A 25,355-nucleotide genomic window follows, 5' to 3' on the forward strand; every position below is an offset into this window, starting at 1 on the left:
TGTTGGCGATAAAGACCGAAAGGATTAAAAATAACTTTCAGTAAAATTTTGATTCTTTTTGTTTTTTAGAACATAACAAAACAGATGCATTATAAAGATGGTAATTAAGTAGTATTGTTTTATTAGTTGATAAAATATTAATACAGCGATTGTACTAGACTGAATGTAAATATATGCTTTTAATAGAATTTTTAATTATAGACTACTTTCAACCTGCTAACATTTTAAAAGAGTTAACTTTTATGCAGCATTTTTAAATTACTTAAATAAGCTTCACTTTTAGTACTGCATGGCTTAACTAATGAATTTAATTAAAAATTTTTGAAATAAAAAATAACTTATACGGTCTAGGTTACTTCTACGTTTATTAATATTCATTTAAGGAAATTTTATGACAGGTTCAATGAATTCTGATGTGCAAAACCGTTTGCAGTGGTCACTTTTATCTTTGCGTTTAGGCGTGTTTATTGTAATGGTTATGTGGACATTCGATAAGTTTGTTAATCCTGGGCATAGCGCACGTATTTTTGAACATTTTTACGGTATTAGTGGCTCTACAGATATAGTGGCTTACATTATTGGTGCGGTGCAGTTAGTGCTTGTTTTAGCATTTTTAGCAGGTATTAAAAAGCGTATAACGTACGGTATCATTTTTGTAATGCATGGCTTATCTACGCTTTCTTCTTACAACCAGTACATAGATGGCTTTAATAACTTATTATTCTTTACTGCATGGCCAATGTGGGCTGCGTGTTTTGCACTTTACTTATTACGCGACCAAGACGTGAAATTTACTGTAAAGTAATAAAGTACATGCAAAAAAATTGGTTATAAGCCATAAGGCTTATAACCAATAAGTACACAGGGAGTGTGTGGAAGTCGGTTTGCGTGTTTACAACTAATGCATAGCGTCGTTGTATTGCTCAGCAAGGCTCTCTTTTTGCCCTTCGGTAAGTGCTTTACCCGCTAATTGAAACACTTCGTGTTCTTCTTCACTTAAATGATGATGTACCAAATGGTGTAGCTTTTTAGCTGCAACTAACCATGCAGACGAGCTCATTTCGGTATCTTCAAGTTGTTCAATTAATTCATCAATTTCGTGATGTTCAGCTACGCTGTGGCGCGCTTTTTCATGAGTTAAGTCATCAAACATAAGTGGGTTATAAAAGTAACGTTCTTCAAATTTTGCGTGATTTTCTAATTCTGTTTTTAGCTCATCCATTAGCGTGTGGCGCTGCTCTGTGTCGCCGTGTGTTTGAATAAGCGCATCTACCAATTCTCGTTGTTTGTCATGGTCATGACGTAGTGCTTCAAAAATATTCATAACTAGTCCTTTTACAATTTATTTGCTTATATCATTAACTAGCAAACTAAATGCCAAATATTAAGTTATTGTATTTTAATAAATTTAATTTTATTTTTTATTCTTTGGCTGCGATCACTGTAAATTTTACAGTGATATGAATGCAATAATTTCAGGCTTTCGCGCAGTTCAATTATAAAAGTGAGTATAAATCCCTACAGAACCTTACAAATATTTACTGGTTGTTTATTTTATTGCAGTGATAAAGTGCCAGTGTTATTTGGGTACAACCTATATATTACTCTCACACATAAATGCAGGTAGCACGTTAACTTAATAGGATAGTTTAAGGATGAACATAAAAAGCCCCGTCGCCGCATTATTGCTGTGCGCTTTACTGAGTGCATGTAGTACAGCCCCGCGTTCTGACCCTAACTTATGCATTGAAGAGGCTGAAATGGTTGATCGAAATGGCGCTCAAACAAGCTCACAGGTTTACAATCAATGCATTAGCGCACAAATTAAAAAGGATGAAAAAAATAACACTTTTTTTGATGCCATCGGTACGTTCTTTTTTGAATTTTTTGTAATGGTGGTAGAAAAGTAAATAGGCTAACTTGCAACTGTAATTTAAAGTAAATAAGTTGCGTAAAAATAGGATTAGTTATGAAGCAATTATTGATAGCAATTCCACTTTTTTTATTACTAAGCGCTTGTGCGGCGAAGCCTTACGCAGGCTCGGCAAAATGTATGGAACAAGCAGATATTGCATACGAAACCGATACACGTAAAAATGAGACACTAGATAATGAATGCAAAGCTGCAAAAGTAAATACGCCTAATAAAGAGCTTGAGAATCATGGCTTGGTTGATAGAAGCCTTTTACAGCTAATCGTTAGCTTTTTAAATGGCGTATTTTAATAGTAAAAATATAATTAAATAAGGTATGTATGAGGGAAGTACTAAGAGCAAAAATAATTACCGTGTGCGATAAAAAAATAGCAGTTAAAGGCGAAAATGTAGGGCTTTCTTTTTATGCATTTTTTGCTAATAAAAACGACGACCCAGAGCTACTTATGGAAGCTGCTACTTGGTGGATACACACCCATAAATTAGATCATTTTGTAAAAGCACATAAAATTAAACAGATGGTTTTAGATGGACTTTAGTCAATTAACTGAGCAAGTACTTTTAGCTGTATTTAATCAACAACGACTTGGTTTCTTCCGTTTTCTTTTGCTTTATAAAGTAATTTATCTGCATGCTTAATAAGAACATCTAGTGTGTTTTTTAAAGGGCTACTTACAGAGGCTCCCACACTAAAAGTGATTTTTGTATCACTAGGAAGGTCTTTTATATTACTACAATGCTCGGTAAACCTAGTGGCGAGCTGGTCAAAGATATCTCGAATAGCTAGTTCGTCAACCGAATTTAGTGCAAACAACCATTCTTCGCCGCCGTAGCGGCCAAACTGATGATCACCACTTAGTGTTTCTTTTGCAGCCTTTACAAAGGAAATAAGAACTAAATCTCCAACATCGTGACCAAATTGGTCGTTAACTTTTTTAAAGTAGTCTAAGTCAACAATTGCTATCGTCATTTTACCTTCACTGAGCTTTGCTTCTGCTGCGCGCATTATTCCTCTGCGATTAGGGCTATTTGTTAGATAATCTGTTAATGAAATATCGTGATATTTTTGACGTTGTCGAGCTTGCCGATAAAATAAAAATAATGAAGCAATCACTAAAATAAACGCTATAGCAGCGCTAAGTCGCCAAATTATTTTTTGTTGGTACTCTTCTTTAGCTTGTAGTTCACTAATGTCTTTTGCGTACTCTAGTTGCTGTATTTTTTCTTCTTTTTCTTTTACTTCAAACTGTACCTGTAGTGTTTTTATATTACTTTCACTGGTAGCTTCGTAGTGTTCTTTTGTATAAAGGAGCTTTTGTTCAATTGCTTCAAAAGCCTCGTCAGTGTAGTTGAGGCGTCGCTTTAGCTCATAGCGTTTACTTAAAAAATCGGCTTTATAAATACTGCGGCTGAATTTATCTAAGTTTAAAAATACCTCATCGTTTGCTTCATTTGCTTGATCAAGTAAATCTAGTTTTATATATATGTCAGCTAACAAAATGAGCGATGCGAGTTGCATGTCGTGTACACCTGCAGAACGAGCAAGCTCAATGTTCTCTTTAGTTAAAGTTAAAGCTTTATCGTAGTTTGCTTGTAAGTACTCAATGCTAGCAATTGAGTATTGGGCAAAGGTTAAGCCTTTTTGCATATTAGCTTTTTTAAAATAGAGCAATGCTTTGTCTAGGTATATTAAGGCATCTTTAGGTTTTTTTATCTCGAGCAATATATTGCCTAAACTCCAATATGCTTTTGCAGTAAAAAGCCCATCTTGTGTTTGCTCATATGCTGCAACCGCTTTTTTTGCATAATATATGGCTTTGTCTTTTTCGTTTAGATAATTATATGCATCGGCTATTTTTCTAAAAAAGTATCCCTGAGATGCTGAGTCGTCATCTTTTAATGCTAATTCTAGCCCTTCTAGTGCAACATTTAGGGTCTTTTTCAATGCATCAGTATCGGTGTAATAGTAAGCAAGTGCTCGTAAAATAATAATTTTTTCTTTAGATGAATGCTGTTGCAAGCTCTCTTCTAATTTTGTGGCTAGCGTGTGTGCTGGAGCTGGGTTTGCATCCCTCGCTAGAGACTTGAGTTGTGATTCGAGAAATAATAAATACACACTTTTTTGGTTTGGTAACTCTTTGTTCTTTAAGTAATAGGATAAGTGAGTATTTAACGCTGCGTATTTTTCTTGTCTAAAAAGTAACTCCGCATACAAAGCGGCCGCTTCTAGATGAAGCTTTTCCCAATTTTGATCTTTGCTTATTTTAAACGCTTGAGTGAGTTTGTCTCCATTTTGAAGATAGTCTAATTCATTTAGTTTTATGTTATTGATGAGAGTTTGAGTCGTGTCAAAGTCTAGCGCATGTGAAGTTGCATTTAATGAATCGCCGTTAGCAGAGGCAAGTTTACTAAAAAGTAAAAATAAAAGGAGAACAATATACTTTGCCCATAAAGTATTACCTAAAATCTTTATTTGTGTATTGTTAGCCATGTTAATCCTTTGCTGATTTATTTTTATTATTGAAATACTTTTTCGCATTGCTTAATAAACTTGGGTTTGAACTGTTTCTTATACTCATCATTGAAAAAAATAAGACCATAAACAATATCAATTTAATTAATAAAAGCCAATATTTGTACGTTTTAGTGGTAGCGGTTTATGTGCTTTTGTTAAAAATCTGCGGCTACTTCAAATTCTAATCGTTTAAGTGTAATTGGGTGAGTAAATGCTAAGTATTCTGCATGTAAATGTAATCTATCGGCTTTTTTCCCATAATGTGTGTCGCCTATAATTGGCATGTTTAAACCTGAACTGTGCGCACAATGCACTCTTAGTTGATGAGTTCGCCCTGTTTTAGGATATAACTGTAATCGGGTAATATTGTTGTTACGCTCTAAAACGTGCCAGGTAGTAAGTGATGGCTTACCGTGTTTATAACATACCATTTGGCGCGGTTTATCATCAAAGTCGAGCACTAAGGGTAAATCAATTACTCCGCTATCCTCAGCTACGTTACCATTAACTAATGCGACATAACGTTTATCTATGGTGCGTTCAATAAACTGCTTTTGCAGTGCTTTGTGCACGCGTTTATTAAGCGCAATCATCAATAACCCAGAAGTCGACATATCTAATCTGTGTACAATTAGTGGCCCTGATGCCTCTGGAAACTGCGTTTTGATTCGCATATAAACTGAGTCATCAATATTAACGCCAGGTACCGATAAAAACTCAGCGGGCTTATTTACCACAAGTAAGTCGTCATCTTTATAAACAATACTTAAATCTTTACCCTGAGCTGGGTTGATAAGTAGCGGGTTATCTTCAACATCTAAACCCTTTAGCATATGCCCAAGTATTGGTTGGCATTTACTGTAACAAGAAGGGTAGTAATTCTTATGCTGCCTAATTGCTGATTTAGGTGCAGCTCCCCACCAAAACTCTGCCATAGCAAGTGGCTTTAAGTCATGTTTATAGGCGTATTGTAATAATTTAGGCGCTGCACAATCGCCAGCACCCGAAGGAGGAGTGTGCTCAGGTAATGCTGCAAAAATAGCATTTAAGTCTGTAGTTTCACCATTTGCATTTAAAAATTGGTACTGTGCAAATAGCTTTTTTTGTAAGCTTTTAGAAAGCGTTTTACGGCGTTTTTTTAAATGAGCAATTTCATCAGAAATATTGATGTGTGTTTGCTGCAGTGACTCGATTATATTTTGCCAATAGGCTTTAAGTGCCAGCAGTTGCTTTTTTTCTACGATGCTTTGCCCTGCAAGCTTATTTTTTAACTGCTCAAAATCACTTTCGCTAAGTTCTAATTCACCTTCAGTACGTTGTATTTTTCGTTGCTGACGACCGGCTTGCATTACTGCCTGTTGAGCTAATAGCGCTTGCTGGTAGCTCTGTGTTGCATCATCAAGTTTGTTATTAACTTCAAGTAGTTGTTCGCTATTTTCTAACTGCTCAATTTGAGCATTAATATCGTTAATTATTTTACTTTGAGCCAAATAGGTATCATCTTGAAGTTGCATGCTAGAAACAGGCGGCACAAAACTAATATTGCCTTTATCACCTTCAATTTGTCCCGAATAAGCACTTAAAAAGCCTAATTGTTGCTTAGCATTTTGCACCACTAAAACCCCAAACATTTTACCTGCATTTTCTGCTTTTAAATGCGTTAACGTTTCAAGTTGTTGCTGTAATTGTTTAGTGGCTGCTACAGCTAATGGTTGCGGCTCGTAATAAAAAGGGAAAGTAAACTTTTCAGGAAGCGCGAGAGCATCAATATTTTGAGAAAATAATGTAAAGCAAGAAGCAGAATTTGACATAGAAGTAAGAGAAAAGCATTCAGTAAAATAATTGAGCGCATAATAACATATTCATAGTTAAGCCACTAAAAATCTCGCACCCGCATATTCATAAACACTTTAAAGCGGACATTCATGTTTTATGTATCAGTATGGGGTCGCAGCAAGCATAGGCGTTTGTTAGTAAAGTCTCAGTAGTAATATATTTATCATTATCAAAATATTTAAGCTTATCGATTCTCAATAATTGAGCGCATTTCGAAACGATGACTTACCTGATAGATCAGAGACGAAAAATCAATTTACAGAATAACTGAATATTTAGGAGTTCTATATTATGAGTCAAAATATCGCAAGTTTTATTACAAAAACCCTCGAACAAGCAGGCGTAAAACGTATTTGGGGAGTAACTGGCGATTCACTTAACGGCATTAGTGAAAGTCTGCGAAAAATGGGAACAATTGAATGGTTAGGAACGCGACATGAAGAAGTTGCCGCATTTGCAGCTGGTGGCGAAGCCCATTTATCAGGCGAGCTAGCGGTGTGTGCGGGTTCTTGTGGGCCGGGTAACCTTCATTTAATTAATGGCTTATTTGATTGTCAGCGCAATAATGTACCAGTATTAGCAATTGCCGCACATATTCCTTCATCTGAAATTGGTAGTAGTTATTTTCAAGAAACCCATCCGCAAGAATTATTTAAAGAATGCAGTGTGTATTGTGAAATGGTGTCGAGCCCTGAGCAAATGCCGTACCTGCTAGAAACAGCAATGCGACAAGCAATATTAAATAAAGGCGTGAGTGTACTTGTGCTACCTGGCGACATAGCATTAAAAGATATGTCTAAAGCTATCAAACCAAAATGGAACGTGCCAAGGCCAGCAACACATACTCCCGCTTTATCTGATATTGAAGCAATGGCGACTTATCTTAATAAAAGTAAAAAAGTAACCTTATTGTGTGGTGCAGGTTGTAAGGGTGCCCACGACGAAATTGTTGCGCTAGCCGACAAATTACAAGCACCGATAGTGCATGCTATGCGTGGTAAAGAATTTATTGAGTACGATAACCCTTATGATGTCGGTATGACTGGATTTATTGGCTTTGCGTCGGGGTATCATGCAATGCAAGAAGCCGATACATTACTTATGATTGGTACGAGCTTTCCTTATCGTGCATTTTATCCCGAAAATACCACCATATTGCAAATTGATAATCAGGCCGCGTCACTCGGGCGACACGTGCAAATTGACTGTGGCGTATTAGGCGATACAAAAAATTCAGTGACCACTCTGCTTGATTATATTAAAGGTGAACGGAGCAGTTCGCACTTACAAAAATGTGTTAAAAACTACAAAGAGTCTCGACAGGATCTGGACGAACTTGCCAGTGGTAAAACCTCGCAAAATTTAATTCACCCGCAATACCTAACACGTTTACTCAACGAGCAAGCGGCTGACGATGCTGTTTTTACTTGTGATGTAGGTACGCCAACAGTGTGGGCTGCGCGTTATTTGTCAATGAATGGAAAGCGCCGCTTAATTGGATCGTTTAATCATGGTTCTATGGCAAATGCCATGTCGCAGGCAATGGGGGTTCAATCTGTAGATAGAGACCGCCAAGTCATTGCAATGTGTGGTGATGGTGGCTTTTCGATGTTAATGGGCGACTTAATCTCGCTTAAACAGCTTAATTTACCAATAAAGATTGTTGTTTATAATAATCGCTCACTTAGTTTTGTGGCTATGGAAATGAAAGCCAGTGGGTTTTTATCAAGCGATACCGATTTAGAAAACCCAAGTTTTGCTAAAATTGCAGAGGCCTGTGGCTTAAAAGGGATTCATGTGGATGACCCTGAAAAATTACCATCGGCAATGAACGAGATGATGAACCACTCAGGACCTGTTGTTTTAGAAGTCGATACTGCAAAACAAGAGCTTTCAATGCCGCCGCAAATCAAATTAGAGCAAGCAAAAGGCTTTAGTGTTTACATGATGAAAGCGCTGATAAACGGCAAAGGAAACGAGATTGTAGAGCTTGCCAAAACTAACTGGTCACGCTAAGTGAGTTACTTCCCTATTGAGTACTTTTGCTCAATAGGGAAGTGCCAAGTAATAATCCTCACTATCATCTTTTATTATTAAATTAATAAAAACACGCATAAAATACCTCTACTCATAGAGGGAACGGAGCAATAATGAAATGGAAATCGGTTTTACTGTCGCTGGCTGTTTTATGGCTTATTCAAGCTCAGCAAAGCAGTTTACGCACCAGTGAATACGCAAATATCTAGCCTATTGCAAGTAAATTCAACGCAGTTAGCGCTGAAAATAGCTGCTTGAGATAGATTTATTATCCAGAGTTTAGGTTATTTAGAAAGCGCTGAACTGTTTTTACGTTGGAATCACTATGAGGTTTTTGAGTTTGACTCAAGTGCAATGTAATGAGCTAAAACATTTAGCATTGGCCTCAATTGTTGTTTTTAGTTTAATGTTTTACTCGCTTTACTCAATTAAAGTAAAGCGAGTGCTCAGTATCAGTTACAAACTCTTTTTAGGCGGTAGGGCTACGTTTGCAAATATTAGCCCTGCAACAAGCGACATAAATATTAAAAACGTTTGCTGGCCTATATGCTCTGCGTATATAAAGTCTTGGCCTTCAATGAGTGAGTTTAAGCCAATATAGGTTTTGCTACCTGGTACTAATACAATTAAGCCTTGCATGGCCACAATAGAAGCCGGCGCATTAGCAACACGGTTAAACAAGTTACTAAATATACCTACCGATAAAGCACCCACAAACGTACCTAACGTGTAATCAAGGTACATAGCCGAGCCAATACTGGTGCCATACGCTATAAAGCCTGATGCAATAGACCAAACAGCGTGCTTAAGTTTGGTTCTAAAAATAACGATTAAGCTGCTACAAAGTAAAAATATAGCCAGCCATGCGGTCCACTTTGGTAATGGTTCAGGTTGTACAAAGTCAGCTTGCCCAAAGAGTGCAAAGCCAATGCCTATGCCAATAAAACCGCCAAAATAGAGTTTAAATAACAGCATAAACGAGTCCATGACTCTTGCTGTACCCGACACTAAATGCCGCGCTGCAAGCTCTGCTAAGCCAAGCGCAAGTGCTAAACCTGGTATAAATACAATAATGGCCGAAAGTACCACCAAGCGTATGTTTATTTCAGGTGTTATATACACGCTTACTGCACAGGCAAGTATTGCCGATATTATGGCTACCAATGGCTCAAGCATATGGGCTACGCGTTTTGAGCGTCCCGACCAAAGCACAAACAAATAAACAACTAAAGTAAGAAGCGATGACCAAATAACATCAGTCCAGCTAGTACCCATTAACATTGCAAACGCACCACCAGAAGTTGCAAACGCAACGCCCGTAACAAGTTTATTGTATGGGTTTGGCATGTCGTAGATAGCATCTAGCTGGGCGTCAACTTCTTGTAAAGTTAGCTTGTCGTCAAGCATTTGGTTTACAAGGTCGTCGGTGTCGGCAAGTGAGCCTAAATCGTGATCGCCAGGGTCTACACGCGCAACATGGGTGTACTCGTCTTCGTGGCCATCAGTCCAAATAACAAACGTTACCGAAGTTGGCGACATAACAAACGACGATTTAAGTCCTAAATATGTAGCCACTTCCATTAGGTGGGCTTCTAGGCGGTAAGCAGGCGTACCATACTTGTGAAGCATTTTACCCAATTTAACGATAAATTTGCGTTTTTCTGTAAAGGTTGCAGTTTTCAAATCTTTTTGGACCAAATATTGCGATAACTAAGCTAAAAATATAGACAATACAGCTAAAACTGCCCACGTTTGATGGGCGCGATTTTAAACACTAATTGGTGTGTGTCTAGTCATTTTTAATCTAATTTTTTATTTTTTTCAGCTATCCATTGCGACATGTATTGAGTGCTGCGCATTGTATGATGTTTGAGCATTTGGCCTGTAAAGTTTTTTTCGCGATGAGCCTCTAAATCGCTACTTATTGAATCGATTTTTTTAATTAACACCGTACTCAATTGTGCTCTATCGTAAAGCGTATTAAGGAGCGTGTTGCCATCTTGCTGTGCTTGTTCAAAGTCACTTTGATTGGTGTACATTTCAACAGCAGCATTGGCAAAATCGTCGGCGGTGTTGGCTATTTTACCAGGCCATGGTAAATCGTTATGCATGCCCTCTGCACCAATATAGGTGGTAACGCTGGGTGTTTGCATAATCATGGCTTCAAGTAATTTACCTTTAATGCCTGCACCAAAACGAAGTGGTGCTAAACATACGCGTGCGCTTTGCATTACATCAAACGCATTATCGGCCCAGCCTTTTATTAAAAACCCTGTTTTAGGGTTATTTAGTGCCGTGGCTTTTGGTGGTGGGTAGGAGCCATAAATATGTAGTTCTGCTTTTGGGAGTTGCTTGCGAATAAGTGGCCATATTTTTTGCAAATAAAGTACAGCATCCCAGTTTGGTGCGTGTCTAAAGTTACCTATGGTCATAAAGTGCTGGCGCTGCTCAAACGTTTTTGTACTTGTAGGCAGTGAGCTTAAATCGACCATAAATGGTAAATGGTGTAATAAGCTTGGCTCTATTTTAAATACGCTGTTTAGCAGGCTCATTTCATAACTTGAAATAATTAAGCTTAGGTCGCAGCGTAAAATAGCGGCAATTTCTCGTTTTGCTATGTCTGAGTGTAAATCGCTGGTTGTAAACTCGCGCTCACCTTTGTGCGCTTCGTGGCGTGCATTACGTAGGCATTGTAAATCTTCGGTATCGAGAATTTTAATGGCATTTGGGCAATGTTTATCGACGCGCCAGCCAAATTGTTCTTCCATCATAAAGCGGTCAAACATGACCATATCTGGGTTATAGGCTTTAACGTATTCGTCAAAGCTATCGCAGTTTAGTGCAATGCTTTGGCTGGTTATACCAAAGTCGTCAAGGTTTACCATGTGGTCGGTGCGCTGCGCGGGCGTTGCAAATTCAACGTCCCAGTTTTGCGCTCTAAATGCATTTAATAACGACATCATGTGCGTTCCCGCAGCAGACGAATTTGGCTCTGGCCATACGTAGCCAATTACCAGCACTTTTTTCATTGGCTAGAATCTCTAATTTGTAAGTTTACATTTACCAGTGTTTTTACTGGCGGGGCTGTATTTTGTAGTAGCTCTTGGAGTATTAAAAGGCACCGCTTAGCTATATCAGTTGTACTAATAGCCACGGTGGTTAAGTGATTATTTATAACCGCGCTATTAGGAATGTGGTGGCAACTCACTACTTTAATACAGTGATGAGTTAATGAGTTAATAGCGGCAATAACACCTTGAGCAATAATATCGTTTGCACACACCACTGCGTTTAATGTGGGGTTGTGTTTATATGCTTCTATAAATGCATTTTTAGCGCTAAGGGCTGTGTTTACTGCGCAGTCAATGGGTGCTAATGGTGTAATGCTGTGCTGCGCGCATGCGGTATTAAAGCCACTTTGCAGTGCTTGTGAATCACTTAAAGTAAGTTCACTGCCTATAAATGCTATGTTTGTCACGCCTTGTGCGAGTAAATGCATACTGGCTACGTGGCTGGCTTTTTTATAGTCGGGTAATACACACGGAGCTGCGCTAAAGGGCACTTCACTCATTAAGGTAATTACTTTGTGTTGCGCGCTGAGCGCATCAAGCCATTTGGGGCAAGTATTAGCAACGGGGCAAATAATAAATGCAGCCGCGTTGTATTCTTTTAAGTTTTTAACTGCGTTTGCTTGTAGCTCAAGGCTATTATTACTGCTTACAATCATGGCTTGTAAGCCATTGTCGTTTAACAAAAGTTCTAAGCTGGTAGCAAGGTGTGCCATAGCTGGGTTAGTTAAATCATTTATTACTATGGCCACTAAGTTAGAGCGTTTTGAGCGCATAGCAGCGGCATCACGATTATAAACGTACCCTAGCTCATCTATCGCTTTTAGTATTTTTTGTTTACTTTTATTGCCCACTTTATCGCTTTGGGTAAGTACCAAGGATACGGTTGATTTTGATACACCAGCACGCTCTGCAACATCAAAAATGGTGACTGATTTGGCTTTGTTATGCATTGTATTTTAAGTACCGCAGTGGTGAATAAATAGCGCTGTAGTTTAGCTTAATCAGCACTATTAAGTCATCTTTTAGAGGTGTTTAACTTACCTTAATACTTTATGAACAAAGCAAAACGTGTTTATATACGCCTATAAGAGTAAAAAATAACAAAAGGATAAAAACATGAGCGCTTTTAGGCTGTTAGTTGTCTTTATTTGTTGTGCGGCATTAGTCCCAACAAGTTACGCCGAGCAGGGCTATCAAACCCCATCACCCGAACTTGCAGCATTGGTTGACGCTAAGTTAGCACCCACTAGTTACTTATCGAGCGATGGCCAGTGGCTAGCGCTTTTTGAGCGCAAACGTGTAGTAACCCTTGATGAACTTGCAAAAGAAGAGCTTAAGCTTGCAGGTATTAAGCTAAACCCCGCTAATTTTTCGCGCTCTCGTGTGAGTGCCAAATTTAGTGCCGTGGAGCTAAAGCATGTTCAAAGCGGGTCGGTTATTAGCATTAACAACTTACCTAATGGCATTATCCGCTCACCTAAATGGTCATCTAATAGTAAATATTTAGCCTTTGTTGTTGAGCAACCAACCCAAGCCAACTTATGGCTTTACAGCGTTGAAACCAAACAAGCAAAAGAGTTAACTAGTGCTGCGTTAAATTCGGTACTAACTGCATCGCCATATAAATGGCTGCCAGATAGCAGCGCCATTGTTGCAAATCTTGCTGTTAATTTTGGTAAACCAAGGCTTGAAAATAACAGCCAAAATGTAGTGCCTGTTATTCAACAAAGTACTGGCGAAAAAGCGCCAGCACGTACTTACCAAAATTTATTAACCAGCCCGTTTGATGAATCACAGTTTAAGTTTTACGGCCAAGGGCAATTGGCTTACATAACGCTTGATGGCAATACTCAAGCAATAGGTAGCCCTTCTTTATTTAAATCGTTTTCAGTATCACCTGATTCTACCAATATTTTAGTTGCCGGTATTAATGAGCCGTTTTCGTATCAAGTGCCTTACAGCCGCTTTGCAAGCACGTGGCAAATATGGGGCATGCGCGGCTATGCATTAGCAGAGCTGGCAAAACAGCCACTTGCCGATAATATTCCACAAGGTTACGACAGTGTACGCACTGGCCGCCGTGATTTTGAATGGCGAGCCGATCAAGGTGCTGAAGTTATTTGGGCCGAGGCGCAAGATGGCGGCGACATGAAAACCGACGTTGAGCATCATGATTATGTTTACAGCTTACGTGCACCATTTAAACGCGAGCCTAAATTATTTGCCAAAGTAGAGCGCCGTTATGCTGGAATGGAGTGGGGCAACGAAAACGTAGCAATGCTGACAGACTGGCGCTTTAGCGATCGCCAAGTACGTACTTACATAGTGCAACCACGAAATGCCGACAGAAACCGCGTGCTATTTTCAGAGCGTAGTTACAACGATGCGTACAAAGACCCAGGTAATGCAATTTACGAGCGCAATGATTTAGGCGCAAACGTAATTAAAATTGTAGGCGGGCGTTATATTTACCTGCGCGGTAATGGTGCTTCAGAGCAAGGTAATGTGCCGTTTTTAGATAGGTACGATGTTAAAACAAATAGCAGCAAGCGTTTATGGCAATCAGAAGCGCCATACTATGAGCGTGTTCGTTCACTACTTGATGACGAAGGTGAGCGATTTATTACTATTCGTGAATCTAAAACTGAGCAACCTAACTTTTTTATACGTGATTTAGATAACGACACGTTAACGCAATTAACGACATTTGAGCACCCGTACCCTGCATTTAAAGGCGTAACTAAAGAGCAATTACGTTATAAACGCGACGACGGTGTTGAGCTTTCGGGCACGCTTTATTTACCACCAGGGTACGATAAAACACAAGGCCCGTTACCGGTACTTATGTGGGCTTATCCACTTGAATACAAAGATAAAGCCGTTGCATCGCAAGTACGCGAATCGTCTTATGCGTTTACCTACATTGGTTATTGGGGCCCAATGCCTTACCTTGCTAAAGGGATTGCCGTGTTTGACGACCCTAAAATGCCAATAGTGGGTATTGATGGCAGCGAGCCAAACGATAACTTTAGAAAGCAGTTAGTATCAAGTGCGCAAGCAGCTGTTGATGTATTAGTTAAAAAAGGCATTGCCGATAAAAACAAAATTGCCATAGCAGGGCACTCGTATGGTGCATTTATGGTTGCTAACTTATTGGCTCATAGCGATTTATTTAAAACAGGTATTGCCCGCAGTGGCGCGTATAACCGCACATTAACACCGTTTGGTTTTCAAGGAGAAGAGCGTGATTTTTGGCAAGCACAAAGTGTGTACGCTGATATGTCGCCGTTTTTCCATGCTGAAAAAATTAACGAGCCAATGCTAATGATCCACGGCCAAGAAGATCCTAATTCAGGAACCTTCCCAATGCAAAGTGAGCGCATGTACGCAGCCCTTAAAGGTTTAGGTAAAGATGCTCGCTTAGTAATGCTCCCTTATGAAGCACATGGTTACCGTGCGCGTAAAAGCTTATTACATGTGTTGTGGGAACAAGAACAGTGGTTAGATAAGTATTTGTTAAATGATACAGCAGAGCCAGTAGAGGTTATTACTGACCCCGTGGTAAGTGCTGGTCAATAGTAATAAAAATGAGTAAGCAACAGCGCGGCTACTTATAGCCGCGTTTTTGCTTTTAATATGAGAGTAAATTAATGATTGATGTAGCAGCACTTGCGGTTTTTATTCCTACGTTCTTTTTTGTGTCGATAACGCCTGGTATGTGTATGACCCTTGCCATGACACTCGGTATGAGCATTGGCGTGCGCCGCACATTATGGATGATGATAGGCGAGCTGTTAGGTGTCGCAAGTGTTGCCATAGCTGCGGTATTAGGTGTTGCAAGCTTAATGCTAAATTACCCAGATGCGTTCGCTATTTTAAAGTGGGCAGGCGGTGCGTACTTAATTTATATTGGCGTTAACATGTGGCGAGCCAAAGGAAAAATGTCGGTCGATACCTCAAAACCAAGTGACGTAAGTAGGAAGTCGTTATTTACGCAAGGTTTTGTAACCGCAATTGCTAACCCTAAAGGGTGGGCGTTTATGATTTCACTACTGCCACCCTTTATAAGTGTTGAGCATGCTGTAGCCCCTCAGCTTTTAGTATTGCTTGGTGTTATAATGACCACCGAGTTTTTAAGTATGTTAGCTTACGCAACAGGCGGTAAAAGCTTACGTTTATTTTTAAGCCGTGGTGATAATATTAAATGGATGAACCGTATTGCTGGTAGCTTAATGGGGTTAGTTGGAATTTGGCTTATTTTTGGTTAGCTCAAAAAGTGGTTGATATTGTCAATTAATTTGTTATAGTTGATTTTGTCATCTATTTAACGCTTAAGGCATGCCCAAAAATGAGTACACCCGTATCAGCAAACCCAGTAATGGTTGAGCCTAAAAAAACACCTGTAATTTATAAAATACTGGTTATGGTAAGTATTATTACCTTAATTGGCGGTACTCTAACTGGCATTATGACTTATGTGAATGTGGGTGTTACAGAGCATTTTTATGCAGATTGGTTTACCTCATTTATAAGTGCAGTATTGGTTATGGCGCCTGTTGGTTTTGTAATGATGACCTTAATGCATAAGCTAGTTAATAAGTTATTGCCTAGTAGTAGCGAGCTAAAACGTAATTTAGTGATTAGTGTTTTTATGGCGCTGATCATGGAGTCGGTTATGGCGTTTGTTACCGCTACTAATAATATTGGCTATGCAGATATGCGTGTATTTGTAACTGGATGGGCTGAAGGGTTATTAGCCGCATTACCAATAGGTTTAACTATAATGCTGATAATGTCGGTTACGGTAAAACCTAAAATAGAACGCTTTTTAAAAAGCTAATAACAAAAAAGAGCCATTGGCTCTTTTTTGTTATTTAGTGTTTACCTGCTCTTTAAGTTGCACGATTCAAAAAAGGTGCTGTTCGGCTTATTTTAGATTGGGCTACCTCTGTAGGTTTCCCTTGCGCTACAATTAAGCCGCCTTCTTCGCCAGCACCGGGTCCTACATCAATTACCCAGTCACTATTGCGGGCTACTTGCATATCGTGTTCAACCATAATAACGGTGTTGCCAGCATCTACTAATTTATTTAGCTGCGCCATTAACATTGATACATCGGATGGATGCAGGCCTGTAGTTGGCTCATCAAGGATATAAAGTGTGTTACCGCGCTGCGCACGTTGCAGCTCGGTTGCTAATTTAATACGCTGGGCTTCACCGCCCGAAAGCTCAGTGGCAGGTTGCCCTAAACGTAAATACCCAAGACCAACTTGCATAAGTGCATCGAGTGATCGCAGTATTGCAGGCTCATTTTCAAAAAAGGTATATGCCGATTCAACCGTTAAATTTAGAATATCGCTGATGTTCTTATCACGATATGTAACCTCAAGTGTTTGCTCGTTATAACGTTTGCCATGACACACTTGGCAAGGTGAATAAACGCTAGGTAAAAACAGCAGCTCTATACTCACAAAGCCAACGCCTTCACAGTTTTTACAGCGACCTTTAGCAACATTAAACGAAAAGCGACCAGCATCGTAACGGCGCTCTTTCGCTTTTTGGGTAGAAGCAAATAGTTTACGCACATGATCAAATAAACCCGTATAGGTAGCTAAGTTTGAACGAGGGGTACGGCCAATCGCTTTTTGATTTACGGTAATCAGGCGGCTTATATTATTTATTCCTTCAATGATTTTTCCGCTGGTGTGTGTTTGCAGTTCTTGTTCGAGTAAGTCGGCTTCGTCGGTGGGGGCTTCCGGTATTACTTTTTGCCCAAGTGCTTCGTAAACAAGTTCTACTAACGCTTGGCTTACTAGGCTTGATTTACCCGAGCCCGAAACCCCAGTAACGGTTGTCATAACACCCAGTGGAAATTCTGCATTGAGTTTTTTAAGATTGTTACGCTCAATATCAGCTAATTTTAACCACGCTTTTGGCTGCCTTTGCTCCTTTTTTTGCGCGCTGTTTTGAGTAGACTCTTGACTGGCGTTTTTAGCAAAAAGGTGGCGGGCAGTGTGCGAATTTTTTACTTTACTTAACCCTTCAACAGGGCCGCTGTAAATAATGTTGCCACCATGCACACCTGCATCAGGGCCTACATCAACAATCCAATCGGCATGTTTAACAACGCTAACATCGTGCTCAACAACAAATACAGAATTGCCAGCCGCTATTAACTCGTCGAGCGCTTTTAAAAGTGCTTGTGTGTCGGCAGGGTGTAAACCCGCTGAAGGTTCATCTAGCACGTAAACCACCCCAAATAATTTAGAGCGAATTTGTGTGGCAAGTCGCAATCGTTGTAGTTCTCCGGGTGAGAGCGTTGGCGTTGTACGCTCAAGCGACAAGTACCCTAAACCAAGCATGGTTAGTGCTTCAATACGGGTAAGAATATCGCTGGCAATGCGCTGCGTAACAATGGCTTGCTCTGGATTTTTTGTATTTTTATTTATTTTGGTGTTGGCGGCATTACTTAATTTTTTAGCAAGTTCGTTTAATGTAAGTTGAGATAGCTCGCCAATATCAAGCCCTGCAAATTTAACACTTAGCGACGCTTGTTTTAATTTTTTACCTTGGCAGGTAGGGCACAGCGATATTTGCATAAACTGCGATACGCGCTTTTTTGTACGCGGGCTTTGGGTAGTAGCAAAAGACTGTAAAACAAAGCGTTTAGCGCTTGAAAAAGTTCCCATGTAGCTTGGATCTTCATTATTTTTTATCGCATTATGTGTTTGCTCATAGGTGTAATCTGGGTATACCGGCACAGTAGGTGTTTCGTCGGTAAATAAAATCCAATCGCGTGCTTTTTTAGAAAGTTTGTTCCAAGGTGTGTCTATGTCATAACCAAGCGAGGTAAGTATACGGCTTAGGTTTTTACCTTGCCATGCTGGTGGCCACGCGGCTATAGCGCGCTGGCGAATAGTTTTTGTATCATCTGGCACAAGTAGCTTTTCGGTTACTTCAAACACTCGGCCTATTCCTGAGCATTCTGGGCAGGCACCTTGTGGCGTATTCGGCGAAAACGCATCGGCGTAAAGTATGCCTTGCCCTTTGGGGTATTCGCCTGCGCGTGAGTAAAGCATGCGTAGCGCGTTAGAAATAGTTGTTATGCTGCCAACGGATGAGCGAACCGACGGTGCGCCGCGTTGCTGCTGCAAAGCAACGGCAGGCGGTAGTCCTTCAATAGAATCAACATCGGGCTCATCAACTTGATCTATCAACCTTCGGGCGTAAGGCGATACTGAATCAAGATAACGGTGCTGCGACTCAGCAAACAGCGTTCCAAACGCAAGCGACGATTTTCCAGAGCCCGATATTCCTGTAAAAACAACCAATGCGTTACGAGGTAAATCAACGTCTACATTTTTCAAGTTGTGAACGCGTGCCCCTCTTACTTGAATGCTATTACTGGGATCAGATAAATCCGTTGTTGAGTTTTTATGTGTGCTTGCCATACGTTTATACTCCTGTTTAATCGCGCTTTTTACTTTAAGTTAGCTTTGAATTATTTACTCTTATCACTCGTTATTACCTTAAAGTAGCGCAAGCACACTGAATGAGCGCTTAGTCTGTAGTGGCGCAGCCAAAGCGCTGGATAAAATTGTGATGATTGTTTGTTTACATAATAGGTATGGAATGCGAATATAATTTAAACAGTTATTGTTATGTAATTTATTAGGTAATTTACTAGGTATTTTACTAGGTAATAAAAAGGAACTAACAGTGAATAAAGCCTTAGTGATCATTTTATTGGTGCTTTCGTGGGCAACCCAAGCCGACTCGATCAACGCGCTAAATGTTGACCGTGCAGTACCAAATAGCATGCACTTATCGTTTGCAAACGATAGCAACATAACCCCTAAAAAAGGGGATTTTAAAATCGTTAATTATGTATTAATGAGCAATGAAGAGGGCGAACGCTGGGCTGTTATAACACTTACTAACTTATCGTCAGGCAATCGAGAATTAGGCGAGGAGCACTTACTTGCACTTTTTGCTGACGGCAGCCGATTCATGCCAATGGAATTTAAACTCGGTTTTAAAGGCAACGAAACACAATCGGTAACTGTATCGTTTGCCGATTATAAATTCCCTATTTTAAGTGTGTATTCGAGTAACGACCAGTAGCATATTGGATAAGTTAAATATGCAGCAATTGCTTTAACTTATCTGCGCCGGCTCTGCTGGTGCTTAGTTCAGATTTAATATCGTCATTTACAATCACCATAAGTTTGCCATTAAACCAGCGCTGTATTTCTTTAATATGGTCAATATTAACCAAATAACTGCGGTGGATTCGTACAAAGTTATGTGCTGCTAAAGCATGCTCAAGCTGATCAAGTGTATCGCTTAAATGATGAAATGTATCGCCATTCCACGCCAAACTATTGCCCTGCTCCGATTTAATAAATTTAATATTACTAGGGGAGAGTAAAAATATCCGCTCACCGTTTTTACTAATGAGCTTATTTATAGTGTTTTTGGTTAATGTAAACGTTTGCTCGTTGGGTTCGTGATTGACTAGGGTATGTGCACGTTGTTGCTCTAGTTGCTGCTGCGCTTTGGCGAGAGCTTTTTTTAGCCTAGCAATAGGAAAAGGTTTGAGTAAGTAGTCAGTTGAGGCGTGCTCAAAAGCTTCAATAGCAAATTGGTCATACGCGGTTGTGTAAATAATAATGGGCTGGTAGTTAAGTAAATCAATAAGCTCAAGGCCGTTAATTTCAGGCATTTGAATATCAAGTAATACCACATCAGGGGTCAGCTCATTGATTAATGTAATAGCCTCTTTGCCATTTGTAGCCATAGCCACCAATTCAACATGCCCCATTAAACTTAATTGATGGCTTAATTTTTCGCGAGCGGGAAGCTCGTCATCGGCAAATAATACGCGCATTTTAGTAATAGTATGTTGCTGGTTTTTGCTGTTCATAGTGCTAGCTCCAACGTAACCACTGCACCATTATTATTGCTAAGTAGTACCTTACTTTTACCAAGTTGTTTGACGCGCTTGAGTATGTTTTTCATCCCTACACCATTGCCATGCCCGTGCTTTATTACATCGCTCGAAAAACCCTTACCATTATCGCTAATTTGTATTTTAACGCCGTTTGGAAGCTCACTCAGGGTTATATTAAGTATTAGCGAAGTTTGGTTGGCGTTGTGTTTAATGGCGTTTTCAATAATTGGCTGAATCAGTAGCGGTGGTAGCGATATGTCTTTAAGCCTATTGGGAATATGGTAATTAACCTGAAGTTTATCGCCAAAGCGTGCTTTTTCAATATTTAAGTATTTTTCTATTATTGTAAGCTCTTGCTGTAAAGGTATTTGCTGTTGCTCGGCGGTATCAAGGGAGTACCTCAAAATATCAGCAAGTTCATGCAGTACTTCATCGGCTAAATCAGGGTTTGTATGAATATAGGCCGAAATTGTATTTAAGCTATTAAACATAAAGTGAGGGTTTAGTTGATATCGTAATGTAGCAAGTTGGGCTTGTTTAAGTGCGTGTTTTTCGGATGTTGCGCGTTTTTTGTTTTCAATAAAAATACTGGTAAAGTAAATACACGATCCCCAAAGTAAGCCGTTAAATACAACAAATACTCCCATCGATTTATGCCCATCAAAAAGCTGTGTGAGTAATATATCGGTAAGCACATTACCAAGTGCCATAAATACAACTGCAATTAACCATTCAAATGCTATTTTGTTAATGTGTTTATTGCGAAGGTAAAAAATAACTGCTGCCGCACTCCAAACAGGAACCCAGTAAAAAGTTACGAACCACACAGTTGCAGCGAGTGCACTACCAGTAGTAAAGGGGGCGGAGTTCGCGATTATTAGCCCAAGGGCATAAGCAATATCTACAATAAGTAGAGTAAAAAAGCTGTATTTATAAAATGGATGTTTGAGCATAGTATGTGCTTCTTTTTGTAAGTGATTAAACCATAACAAAAAACAGTCAAAACCCAAATGATTTTGTGTTTTGACTGCTACTCATTCAAAAGTAAGTTAGCTCTTTGATTTGTAATGTGTTTTTTAATAGCTCATTGCTTGCGCCTGACATTTTACGCCACATTAAGTTAACCCCAGTTAATTCTGTTGCTGACCACGTAACTGGGCTACCAAAACCAAATTGTTTAAGTGTAGTGAAGGGAATATCAAGCGTGGTCCATTCATCGCGCGGCTTTAAAAGTACACTAAAGTGATCCCAATCTTTTACATCACTATGATAAACAGACAAAGCAAAAGGCGTGGTAGACCCTTTATACGTTAAGCGCACGCCTTTAAATGCAGAAGCATCAGCCGGTGATGTAAATTTTATTTCAGCGCCTGCCCACGCGCCAAAGCTTGTTGGCTTTGTAATGGTTGTATCTATAGTTAAGCTATTTTTATGCGTGGTAAGCGTTGCCACAGACTGACCACCCATTACCGAGTCGCTTAAGGCTTGCCATGGTGTATCACCGGTAAAATCATCAATAACATGCTGCGCTTGGCTGCTTTTAATTACTTCATTACAAGTGGGGCCTTGTGGCTTTATGGCTTTGTTTTGAGCAATAAGCGCTGGGCGGTCTACTTGTATACCTGCTTTATAAACCTCTGAGATAGTGTGAATATGGTTTATATCATCAAGTGGGTTTTGCTTAAGCAGTATAAAGCTTGCCTCAAAGCCTTTAGCAAGCTTACCAATACTATCTGCTTTATTGATCGCTTGTGCGCCGTTAACCGTTGCCGCATTAATTATTTCACCATTAGTTAGGCCCGCTTTTTTAAGTGCATCTAACTCGTTATGTAACCCTGTTCCATGGATTGTGTATGGGTTTCCGGCATCAGAGCCGGTGCCTATAGTGATATTAGCTTTATGTAACTTTTGAATATTTGCATAAGCGGTTTTACGTTCACTCCATGCGTGTTCTTTCCATTTTGAAGGCGCAGGCACATTTTCAAACAAGCACTCTTGAAGCTTTTCGGGAATGGTTTTTAGTAACTCGTTTTGTGAGCTAATAGTATGGTTATGCTTTTCATCGCTATGGTTGTGGTACACCGCAAGGGTAGGAATGTAGGTTACATTATGCTGTTTCATTAGCGTAATAAACTCATCATCTATCGCTTCGCTATTAATACCGTGGGCTAAAGCCGTTGCACCGGCCTTAATAGCGCGTTTGCCATCATCTAGTGTAGAAACATGCACAAAATACGGTAAATTAGCCGCTTTAGAGCGCTTACCAAGATCGCTTAATTGGCTATCAGTCAACGATTTACCCACACCGCCAAAGGTTTCAATAACCGCTTTAGTTACATGGGGTTGGGTGCTTATATGTTTTTTCCATAGCGCTGCTATGTCTTCATTTTTGGCAATTTCGTAAGCGTTGCCACCAAACTGCGTGCCATGCCCGCCAGGGTTGGTAAACAATGTACCTGCATAAAAAAGGTTAGGGGTTAGTTGGGCTTCTTCTAATTGAGCGGCTTCGTTTAGGGTTTGCTCAAACGAAAACAAATCAACAATGTTAGTTACGCCTAAATACAAATTAGAATTAAAGTGCGATTTAACCGGCAAATACTGAAACTCAGTAAAGTTACTGCCTGATGAACCCAAATGTACATGTAAATCAATTAAACCAGGTATTGCATATTGGTTGTTGGCATCAATAGTTTTATCGGCGTTTTGTAGTGGGTCGGTCGCTTTAGCAACGTTTACAATTTTACCATCGTCAATATAAAGCGAACTCGGCGCAGAAAAGCTTTGCGAATTACTTTGGTATACACGAATGTTGTCGACTCGCAGGTCAATGGCATGCGCACTAAAGTGGCTTGTTAAACTCAGTGCTATAACTGTTTTTGTAATAATGTTCATGACTATATTCCTTATCAAAATAGGTATTTGGCGTTTTGTTGATAAGGAATTTAGCGAGTTTTTTAACCTGCTTCATTAATGTTTATCTGAATCGACATTTTTTGCCGTTGAACCGACACTAAAGTAAATAAACGTAGTGGTGCGCTCAGACTAACTGAACTAAATATTATGAATTAGCGATAGATCCCTTCGGCGGGTATGCCTATTTTAAGACAGGGTTTTAAAATTTAATCTTGTTTGAATGACTTTTAAAGGCGGCTAGGAGCGATTAACAGCCGCTCAAGCATCTTGTAATTGGAATCCATTTTTCTCTATAGCTGACGTTCGAACCTGCTTTACTAATGCTAACTATTAGCCGAAAGCTGACATTAGTTTTTGTAAAAGAATAAACAGATTATTGGTAATTCAAACCAATATATACTGCATGTTTGAGGGCTAGTGTAAGCTCGTTGCTGCCTTTGAACTTCCATCACTTGATGCTCATTTGAGCCTAAAGCAGTCAGTAATGAATTCGGTTTCAAGATCACTTTGTGAGTATAGAAGACGCTAGCATTTAATTTTTACACAGATTTCTAATGAATTAATCATGTCAAATTACTGAAAATTATTAATAATAATGTAAATTAACAACTTTAATCGAGCAACCGTTAGTCAACAAAATTGACCCATTACTAACATTCTTTTTTTGAGGTGGTTTAACTATGGATGCCCTAGTTATGCTATAGGTGATTTTAGCAATTAAACACTAAACTCTTCCCTAAGCGAGTGACAAAATTGGATCAAACGGGCACCTTTAAAGCTTTTGGGCTGGAAGACCTGCCTGATGGGGAAATTTTGCCATAGATTGACAGCTTAGTTATATTTAGGATGTCTAATTTGGTTCGACTCTCAAAATGAAAAACTAACTTGCTAGCACCAAATAAAATGTTTAAATTTAGCTGTTTAGCCTAATTGCAACCGCTGGTTGACAAATTAACAACTTGACTTGCTGGTCTGCAACTACCTGACTTTCTATGCTTACCGCTCAACAACAAATGAAGGAATGAACTTTATGATTTTAGCAGAAAAGATTGTCAGATTAAGAAAACAAGTTGGTTGGTCGCAGGAAGAATTGGCTGAAAAGATGAATGTTTCTAGGCAGTCAGTGTCTAAGTGGGAAAGCACTAATAGCATACCTGATTTAAATAGGATAATTATATTGGCGGAGCTTTTTGACGTGTCTACTGACTTTCTACTAAGAGATGAGAATGAAGCTTTTGATTCTCATGATGAAAATAAAAAGCCTGATATCATTCAAATTAGTTTAGAACAAGCAGCAAAATATATTGAAAATAAGATGGAAGTGTCAGCCTTAATCACTAAAGGAGTTATACTTTGTTTATGCTCAGTAGTACCTTTGTTTTTCTTCTTGGCAATGGCTGAAACCAATCGATTGAACCTGACAGGCAATATCGCAGCAGCGATAGGAGTTGTGTGTATTGTAGTTATGGTCTCTATGGGAATAAATTTTTTTCTCAGAGCCAACCAATATGAAAGCGATATAGCGGTAATAGATAATGAAGCATTTGAATTAGCCTATGGTGTACATGGTGTTTTCAATGAAAAATTAACAAAGTTCAGACCTACCTATAATCGAAGATTATCGTTGGGTATATTTATGTTCATTATCAGTTTTGCACCTCTTATGTTTGCTAGTATGCTTTTCAGAGGCCCAAGTATAACTCTAATGATGCTAATTGTACTTATGCTCATCATAGCCGCTGGGATATACATTGTGTCTCCTGTTGCGGCTAAATACGAGGCTTATAACAATATTCTAAAAGATGGGCCTCTAGATACCGTAAAGAGTAGACGTGTAAAACGTGCTGAAAAACTCGCTGCATTCTACTGGCCTTTGCTAATCGCTATCTTTCTTGGTTGGAGCTTATGGACTATGGATTGGGGCGTAACTTGGATAATTTGGCCTGTAGGGGCTGTACTTTTCGCTGCACTGGTTGGATTAATGGAGTTGCTGGATAAAGAAGAGTGATGAACATGATATGCATCTTTATCAGCGATACAAAAACCTAATCTTAACCAGTAACTTTCTAATATGGCAGAGATTAGGGGGATACAAAT

20 protein-coding genes are annotated in these 25,355 nt (G+C 39.4%); 10 read left to right on the forward strand and 10 right to left on the reverse strand.

Annotated elements, in window-relative coordinates:
* The first annotated feature begins 391 nt into the window (after positions 1 to 391).
* Positions 392 to 805, forward strand: a complete 414-nt coding sequence (locus tag H5117_RS06560) for a hypothetical protein (protein WP_002960120.1) — start codon at positions 392 to 394, stop codon at positions 803 to 805.
* Positions 806 to 898: 93 nt separating this feature from the next.
* Here the strand turns inward: H5117_RS06560 and H5117_RS06565 are convergent, their stop codons facing one another.
* A complete protein-coding gene (locus H5117_RS06565; RefSeq protein ID WP_008134499.1) occupies positions 899 to 1,324 on the reverse strand; it encodes a hemerythrin domain-containing protein in 426 nt (141 codons plus the stop codon).
* Between the two features lie 331 nt (positions 1,325 to 1,655).
* On the opposite strand from H5117_RS06565, the gene H5117_RS06570 reads away from it, so the two are divergent.
* Genes H5117_RS06570 through H5117_RS06580 form a run of 3 tightly spaced genes read left to right on the forward strand, consistent with a single transcriptional unit; the run spans position 1,656 to position 2,472 of the window.
* Positions 1,656 to 1,910 carry a hypothetical protein gene (locus H5117_RS06570; RefSeq protein WP_076924239.1) on the forward strand — a complete coding sequence of 85 codons (255 nt, stop codon included), beginning with the start codon at positions 1,656 to 1,658 and terminating at the stop codon, positions 1,908 to 1,910.
* Positions 1,911 to 1,969: 59 nt separating this feature from the next.
* A complete protein-coding gene (locus H5117_RS06575) occupies positions 1,970 to 2,224 on the forward strand; it encodes a hypothetical protein (protein ID WP_039488404.1) in 255 nt (84 codons plus the stop codon).
* Positions 2,225 to 2,253: 29 nt separating this feature from the next.
* Positions 2,254 to 2,472: a DUF6500 family protein gene (locus tag H5117_RS06580; protein WP_182736779.1), complete on the forward strand. Its 219-nt coding sequence runs from the start codon at positions 2,254 to 2,256 to the stop codon at positions 2,470 to 2,472.
* A 32-nt stretch (positions 2,473 to 2,504) separates the two neighbouring features.
* Here the strand turns inward: H5117_RS06580 and H5117_RS06585 are convergent, their stop codons facing one another.
* The gene (locus tag H5117_RS06585) at positions 2,505 to 4,424 is read right to left on the reverse strand and encodes a GGDEF domain-containing protein (protein WP_182736781.1); all 1,920 of its coding nucleotides are present in this window, start codon (positions 4,422 to 4,424) and stop codon (positions 2,505 to 2,507) included.
* A gap of 179 nt (positions 4,425 to 4,603) precedes the next feature.
* Entirely contained in the window at positions 4,604 to 6,259 is a 1,656-nt protein-coding gene (locus H5117_RS06590; RefSeq protein WP_182736783.1) for an RluA family pseudouridine synthase, read from the reverse strand.
* A 316-nt stretch (positions 6,260 to 6,575) separates the two neighbouring features.
* Between H5117_RS06590 and poxB the strand changes: the two genes are divergently transcribed.
* Complete coding sequence (poxB, locus tag H5117_RS06595) at positions 6,576 to 8,300, forward strand: ubiquinone-dependent pyruvate dehydrogenase (RefSeq protein WP_182736785.1); 1,725 nt, start codon at positions 6,576 to 6,578, stop codon at positions 8,298 to 8,300.
* A gap of 477 nt (positions 8,301 to 8,777) precedes the next feature.
* Here poxB and H5117_RS06600 read toward each other — a convergent pair whose 3' ends face one another.
* The 3 genes from H5117_RS06600 to H5117_RS06610 form a co-directional block, all read right to left on the reverse strand.
* Positions 8,778 to 10,004: a threonine/serine exporter ThrE family protein gene (locus H5117_RS06600; RefSeq protein ID WP_002960134.1), complete on the reverse strand. Its 1,227-nt coding sequence runs from the start codon at positions 10,002 to 10,004 to the stop codon at positions 8,778 to 8,780.
* 116 nt (positions 10,005 to 10,120) lie between these two features.
* Positions 10,121 to 11,350 (reverse strand): glycosyltransferase, encoded by a 1,230-nt coding sequence (locus tag H5117_RS06605; RefSeq protein ID WP_182736787.1) that lies wholly within the window; start codon positions 11,348 to 11,350, stop codon positions 10,121 to 10,123.
* Positions 11,347 to 12,342 carry a LacI family DNA-binding transcriptional regulator gene (locus H5117_RS06610; RefSeq protein ID WP_182736789.1) on the reverse strand — a complete coding sequence of 332 codons (996 nt, stop codon included), beginning with the start codon at positions 12,340 to 12,342 and terminating at the stop codon, positions 11,347 to 11,349. The genes H5117_RS06605 and H5117_RS06610 overlap by 4 nt, the downstream gene beginning before the upstream one ends.
* 166 nt (positions 12,343 to 12,508) lie before the next feature.
* On the opposite strand from H5117_RS06610, the gene H5117_RS06615 reads away from it, so the two are divergent.
* The 3 genes from H5117_RS06615 (at position 12,509) to H5117_RS06625 (ending at position 16,232) form a co-directional block, all read left to right on the forward strand.
* A complete protein-coding gene (locus H5117_RS06615; protein WP_182736791.1) occupies positions 12,509 to 14,971 on the forward strand; it encodes a prolyl oligopeptidase family serine peptidase in 2,463 nt (820 codons plus the stop codon).
* A 71-nt stretch (positions 14,972 to 15,042) separates the two neighbouring features.
* On the forward strand, positions 15,043 to 15,660 hold the full coding sequence (locus H5117_RS06620; RefSeq protein WP_182736793.1) for a LysE family translocator: 618 nt from the start codon (positions 15,043 to 15,045) through the stop codon (positions 15,658 to 15,660).
* An 80-nt stretch (positions 15,661 to 15,740) separates the two neighbouring features.
* Positions 15,741 to 16,232 (forward strand): DUF2798 domain-containing protein, encoded by a 492-nt coding sequence (locus H5117_RS06625; protein ID WP_182692473.1) that lies wholly within the window; start codon positions 15,741 to 15,743, stop codon positions 16,230 to 16,232.
* Between the two features lie 52 nt (positions 16,233 to 16,284).
* Here H5117_RS06625 and uvrA read toward each other — a convergent pair whose 3' ends face one another.
* A complete protein-coding gene (gene uvrA / locus H5117_RS06630) occupies positions 16,285 to 18,843 on the reverse strand; it encodes an excinuclease ABC subunit UvrA (RefSeq protein WP_182736795.1) in 2,559 nt (852 codons plus the stop codon).
* A 268-nt stretch (positions 18,844 to 19,111) separates the two neighbouring features.
* Between uvrA and H5117_RS06635 the strand changes: the two genes are divergently transcribed.
* On the forward strand, positions 19,112 to 19,516 hold the full coding sequence (locus H5117_RS06635; protein WP_182681542.1) for a hypothetical protein: 405 nt from the start codon (positions 19,112 to 19,114) through the stop codon (positions 19,514 to 19,516).
* Positions 19,517 to 19,529: 13 nt separating this feature from the next.
* On the opposite strand, the gene H5117_RS06640 is transcribed toward H5117_RS06635, so the two are convergent.
* Genes H5117_RS06640 through H5117_RS06650 form a run of 3 tightly spaced genes read right to left on the reverse strand, consistent with a single transcriptional unit; the run spans position 19,530 to position 23,237 of the window.
* A complete protein-coding gene (locus H5117_RS06640; RefSeq protein ID WP_182695394.1) occupies positions 19,530 to 20,318 on the reverse strand; it encodes a LytTR family DNA-binding domain-containing protein in 789 nt (262 codons plus the stop codon).
* A complete protein-coding gene (locus H5117_RS06645; protein ID WP_182736797.1) occupies positions 20,315 to 21,355 on the reverse strand; it encodes a sensor histidine kinase in 1,041 nt (346 codons plus the stop codon). Before H5117_RS06645 ends, H5117_RS06640 begins: the two co-directional genes overlap by 4 nt.
* 28 nt (positions 21,356 to 21,383) lie before the next feature.
* Positions 21,384 to 23,237, reverse strand: coding sequence for a CIA30 family protein (locus tag H5117_RS06650; RefSeq protein ID WP_182736799.1), 1,854 nt, complete (start codon positions 23,235 to 23,237; stop codon positions 21,384 to 21,386).
* Positions 23,238 to 24,288: 1,051 nt separating this feature from the next.
* Between H5117_RS06650 and H5117_RS06655 the strand changes: the two genes are divergently transcribed.
* Complete coding sequence (locus tag H5117_RS06655; RefSeq protein WP_182695397.1) at positions 24,289 to 25,266, forward strand: helix-turn-helix domain-containing protein; 978 nt, start codon at positions 24,289 to 24,291, stop codon at positions 25,264 to 25,266.
* The last annotated feature ends 89 nt before the right edge of the window (positions 25,267 to 25,355 follow it).

Source organism: Pseudoalteromonas sp. SG45-1 (assembly GCF_014164135.1).
Classification (GTDB): Bacteria; Pseudomonadota; Gammaproteobacteria; order Enterobacterales; family Alteromonadaceae; genus Pseudoalteromonas; species Pseudoalteromonas distincta.

Excerpts from the sequence above, each read along its gene's own strand:
- H5117_RS06655 (WP_182695397.1), top strand. The coding sequence starts at position 24,289 with ATGATTTTAGCAGAAAAGATTGTCAGATTAAGAAAACAAGTTGGTTGG.
- H5117_RS06615 (WP_182736791.1), top strand. The coding sequence starts at position 12,509 with ATGAGCGCTTTTAGGCTGTTAGTTGTCTTTATTTGTTGTGCGGCATTA.
- H5117_RS06650 (WP_182736799.1), bottom strand. The coding sequence starts at position 23,237 with ATGAACATTATTACAAAAACAGTTATAGCACTGAGTTTAACAAGCCAC.
- H5117_RS06590 (WP_182736783.1), bottom strand. The coding sequence starts at position 6,259 with ATGTCAAATTCTGCTTCTTGCTTTACATTATTTTCTCAAAATATTGAT.
- H5117_RS06570 (WP_076924239.1), top strand. The coding sequence starts at position 1,656 with ATGAACATAAAAAGCCCCGTCGCCGCATTATTGCTGTGCGCTTTACTG.
- H5117_RS06605 (WP_182736787.1), bottom strand. The coding sequence starts at position 11,350 with ATGAAAAAAGTGCTGGTAATTGGCTACGTATGGCCAGAGCCAAATTCG.
- H5117_RS06580 (WP_182736779.1), top strand. The coding sequence starts at position 2,254 with ATGAGGGAAGTACTAAGAGCAAAAATAATTACCGTGTGCGATAAAAAA.
- poxB (WP_182736785.1), top strand. The coding sequence starts at position 6,576 with ATGAGTCAAAATATCGCAAGTTTTATTACAAAAACCCTCGAACAAGCA.
- H5117_RS06585 (WP_182736781.1), bottom strand. The coding sequence starts at position 4,424 with ATGGCTAACAATACACAAATAAAGATTTTAGGTAATACTTTATGGGCA.
- H5117_RS06620 (WP_182736793.1), top strand. The coding sequence starts at position 15,043 with ATGATTGATGTAGCAGCACTTGCGGTTTTTATTCCTACGTTCTTTTTT.
- uvrA (WP_182736795.1), bottom strand. The coding sequence starts at position 18,843 with ATGGCAAGCACACATAAAAACTCAACAACGGATTTATCTGATCCCAGT.
- H5117_RS06625 (WP_182692473.1), top strand. The coding sequence starts at position 15,741 with ATGAGTACACCCGTATCAGCAAACCCAGTAATGGTTGAGCCTAAAAAA.
- H5117_RS06560 (WP_002960120.1), top strand. The coding sequence starts at position 392 with ATGACAGGTTCAATGAATTCTGATGTGCAAAACCGTTTGCAGTGGTCA.
- H5117_RS06640 (WP_182695394.1), bottom strand. The coding sequence starts at position 20,318 with ATGAACAGCAAAAACCAGCAACATACTATTACTAAAATGCGCGTATTA.
- H5117_RS06575 (WP_039488404.1), top strand. The coding sequence starts at position 1,970 with ATGAAGCAATTATTGATAGCAATTCCACTTTTTTTATTACTAAGCGCT.
- H5117_RS06610 (WP_182736789.1), bottom strand. The coding sequence starts at position 12,342 with ATGCATAACAAAGCCAAATCAGTCACCATTTTTGATGTTGCAGAGCGT.
- H5117_RS06565 (WP_008134499.1), bottom strand. The coding sequence starts at position 1,324 with ATGAATATTTTTGAAGCACTACGTCATGACCATGACAAACAACGAGAA.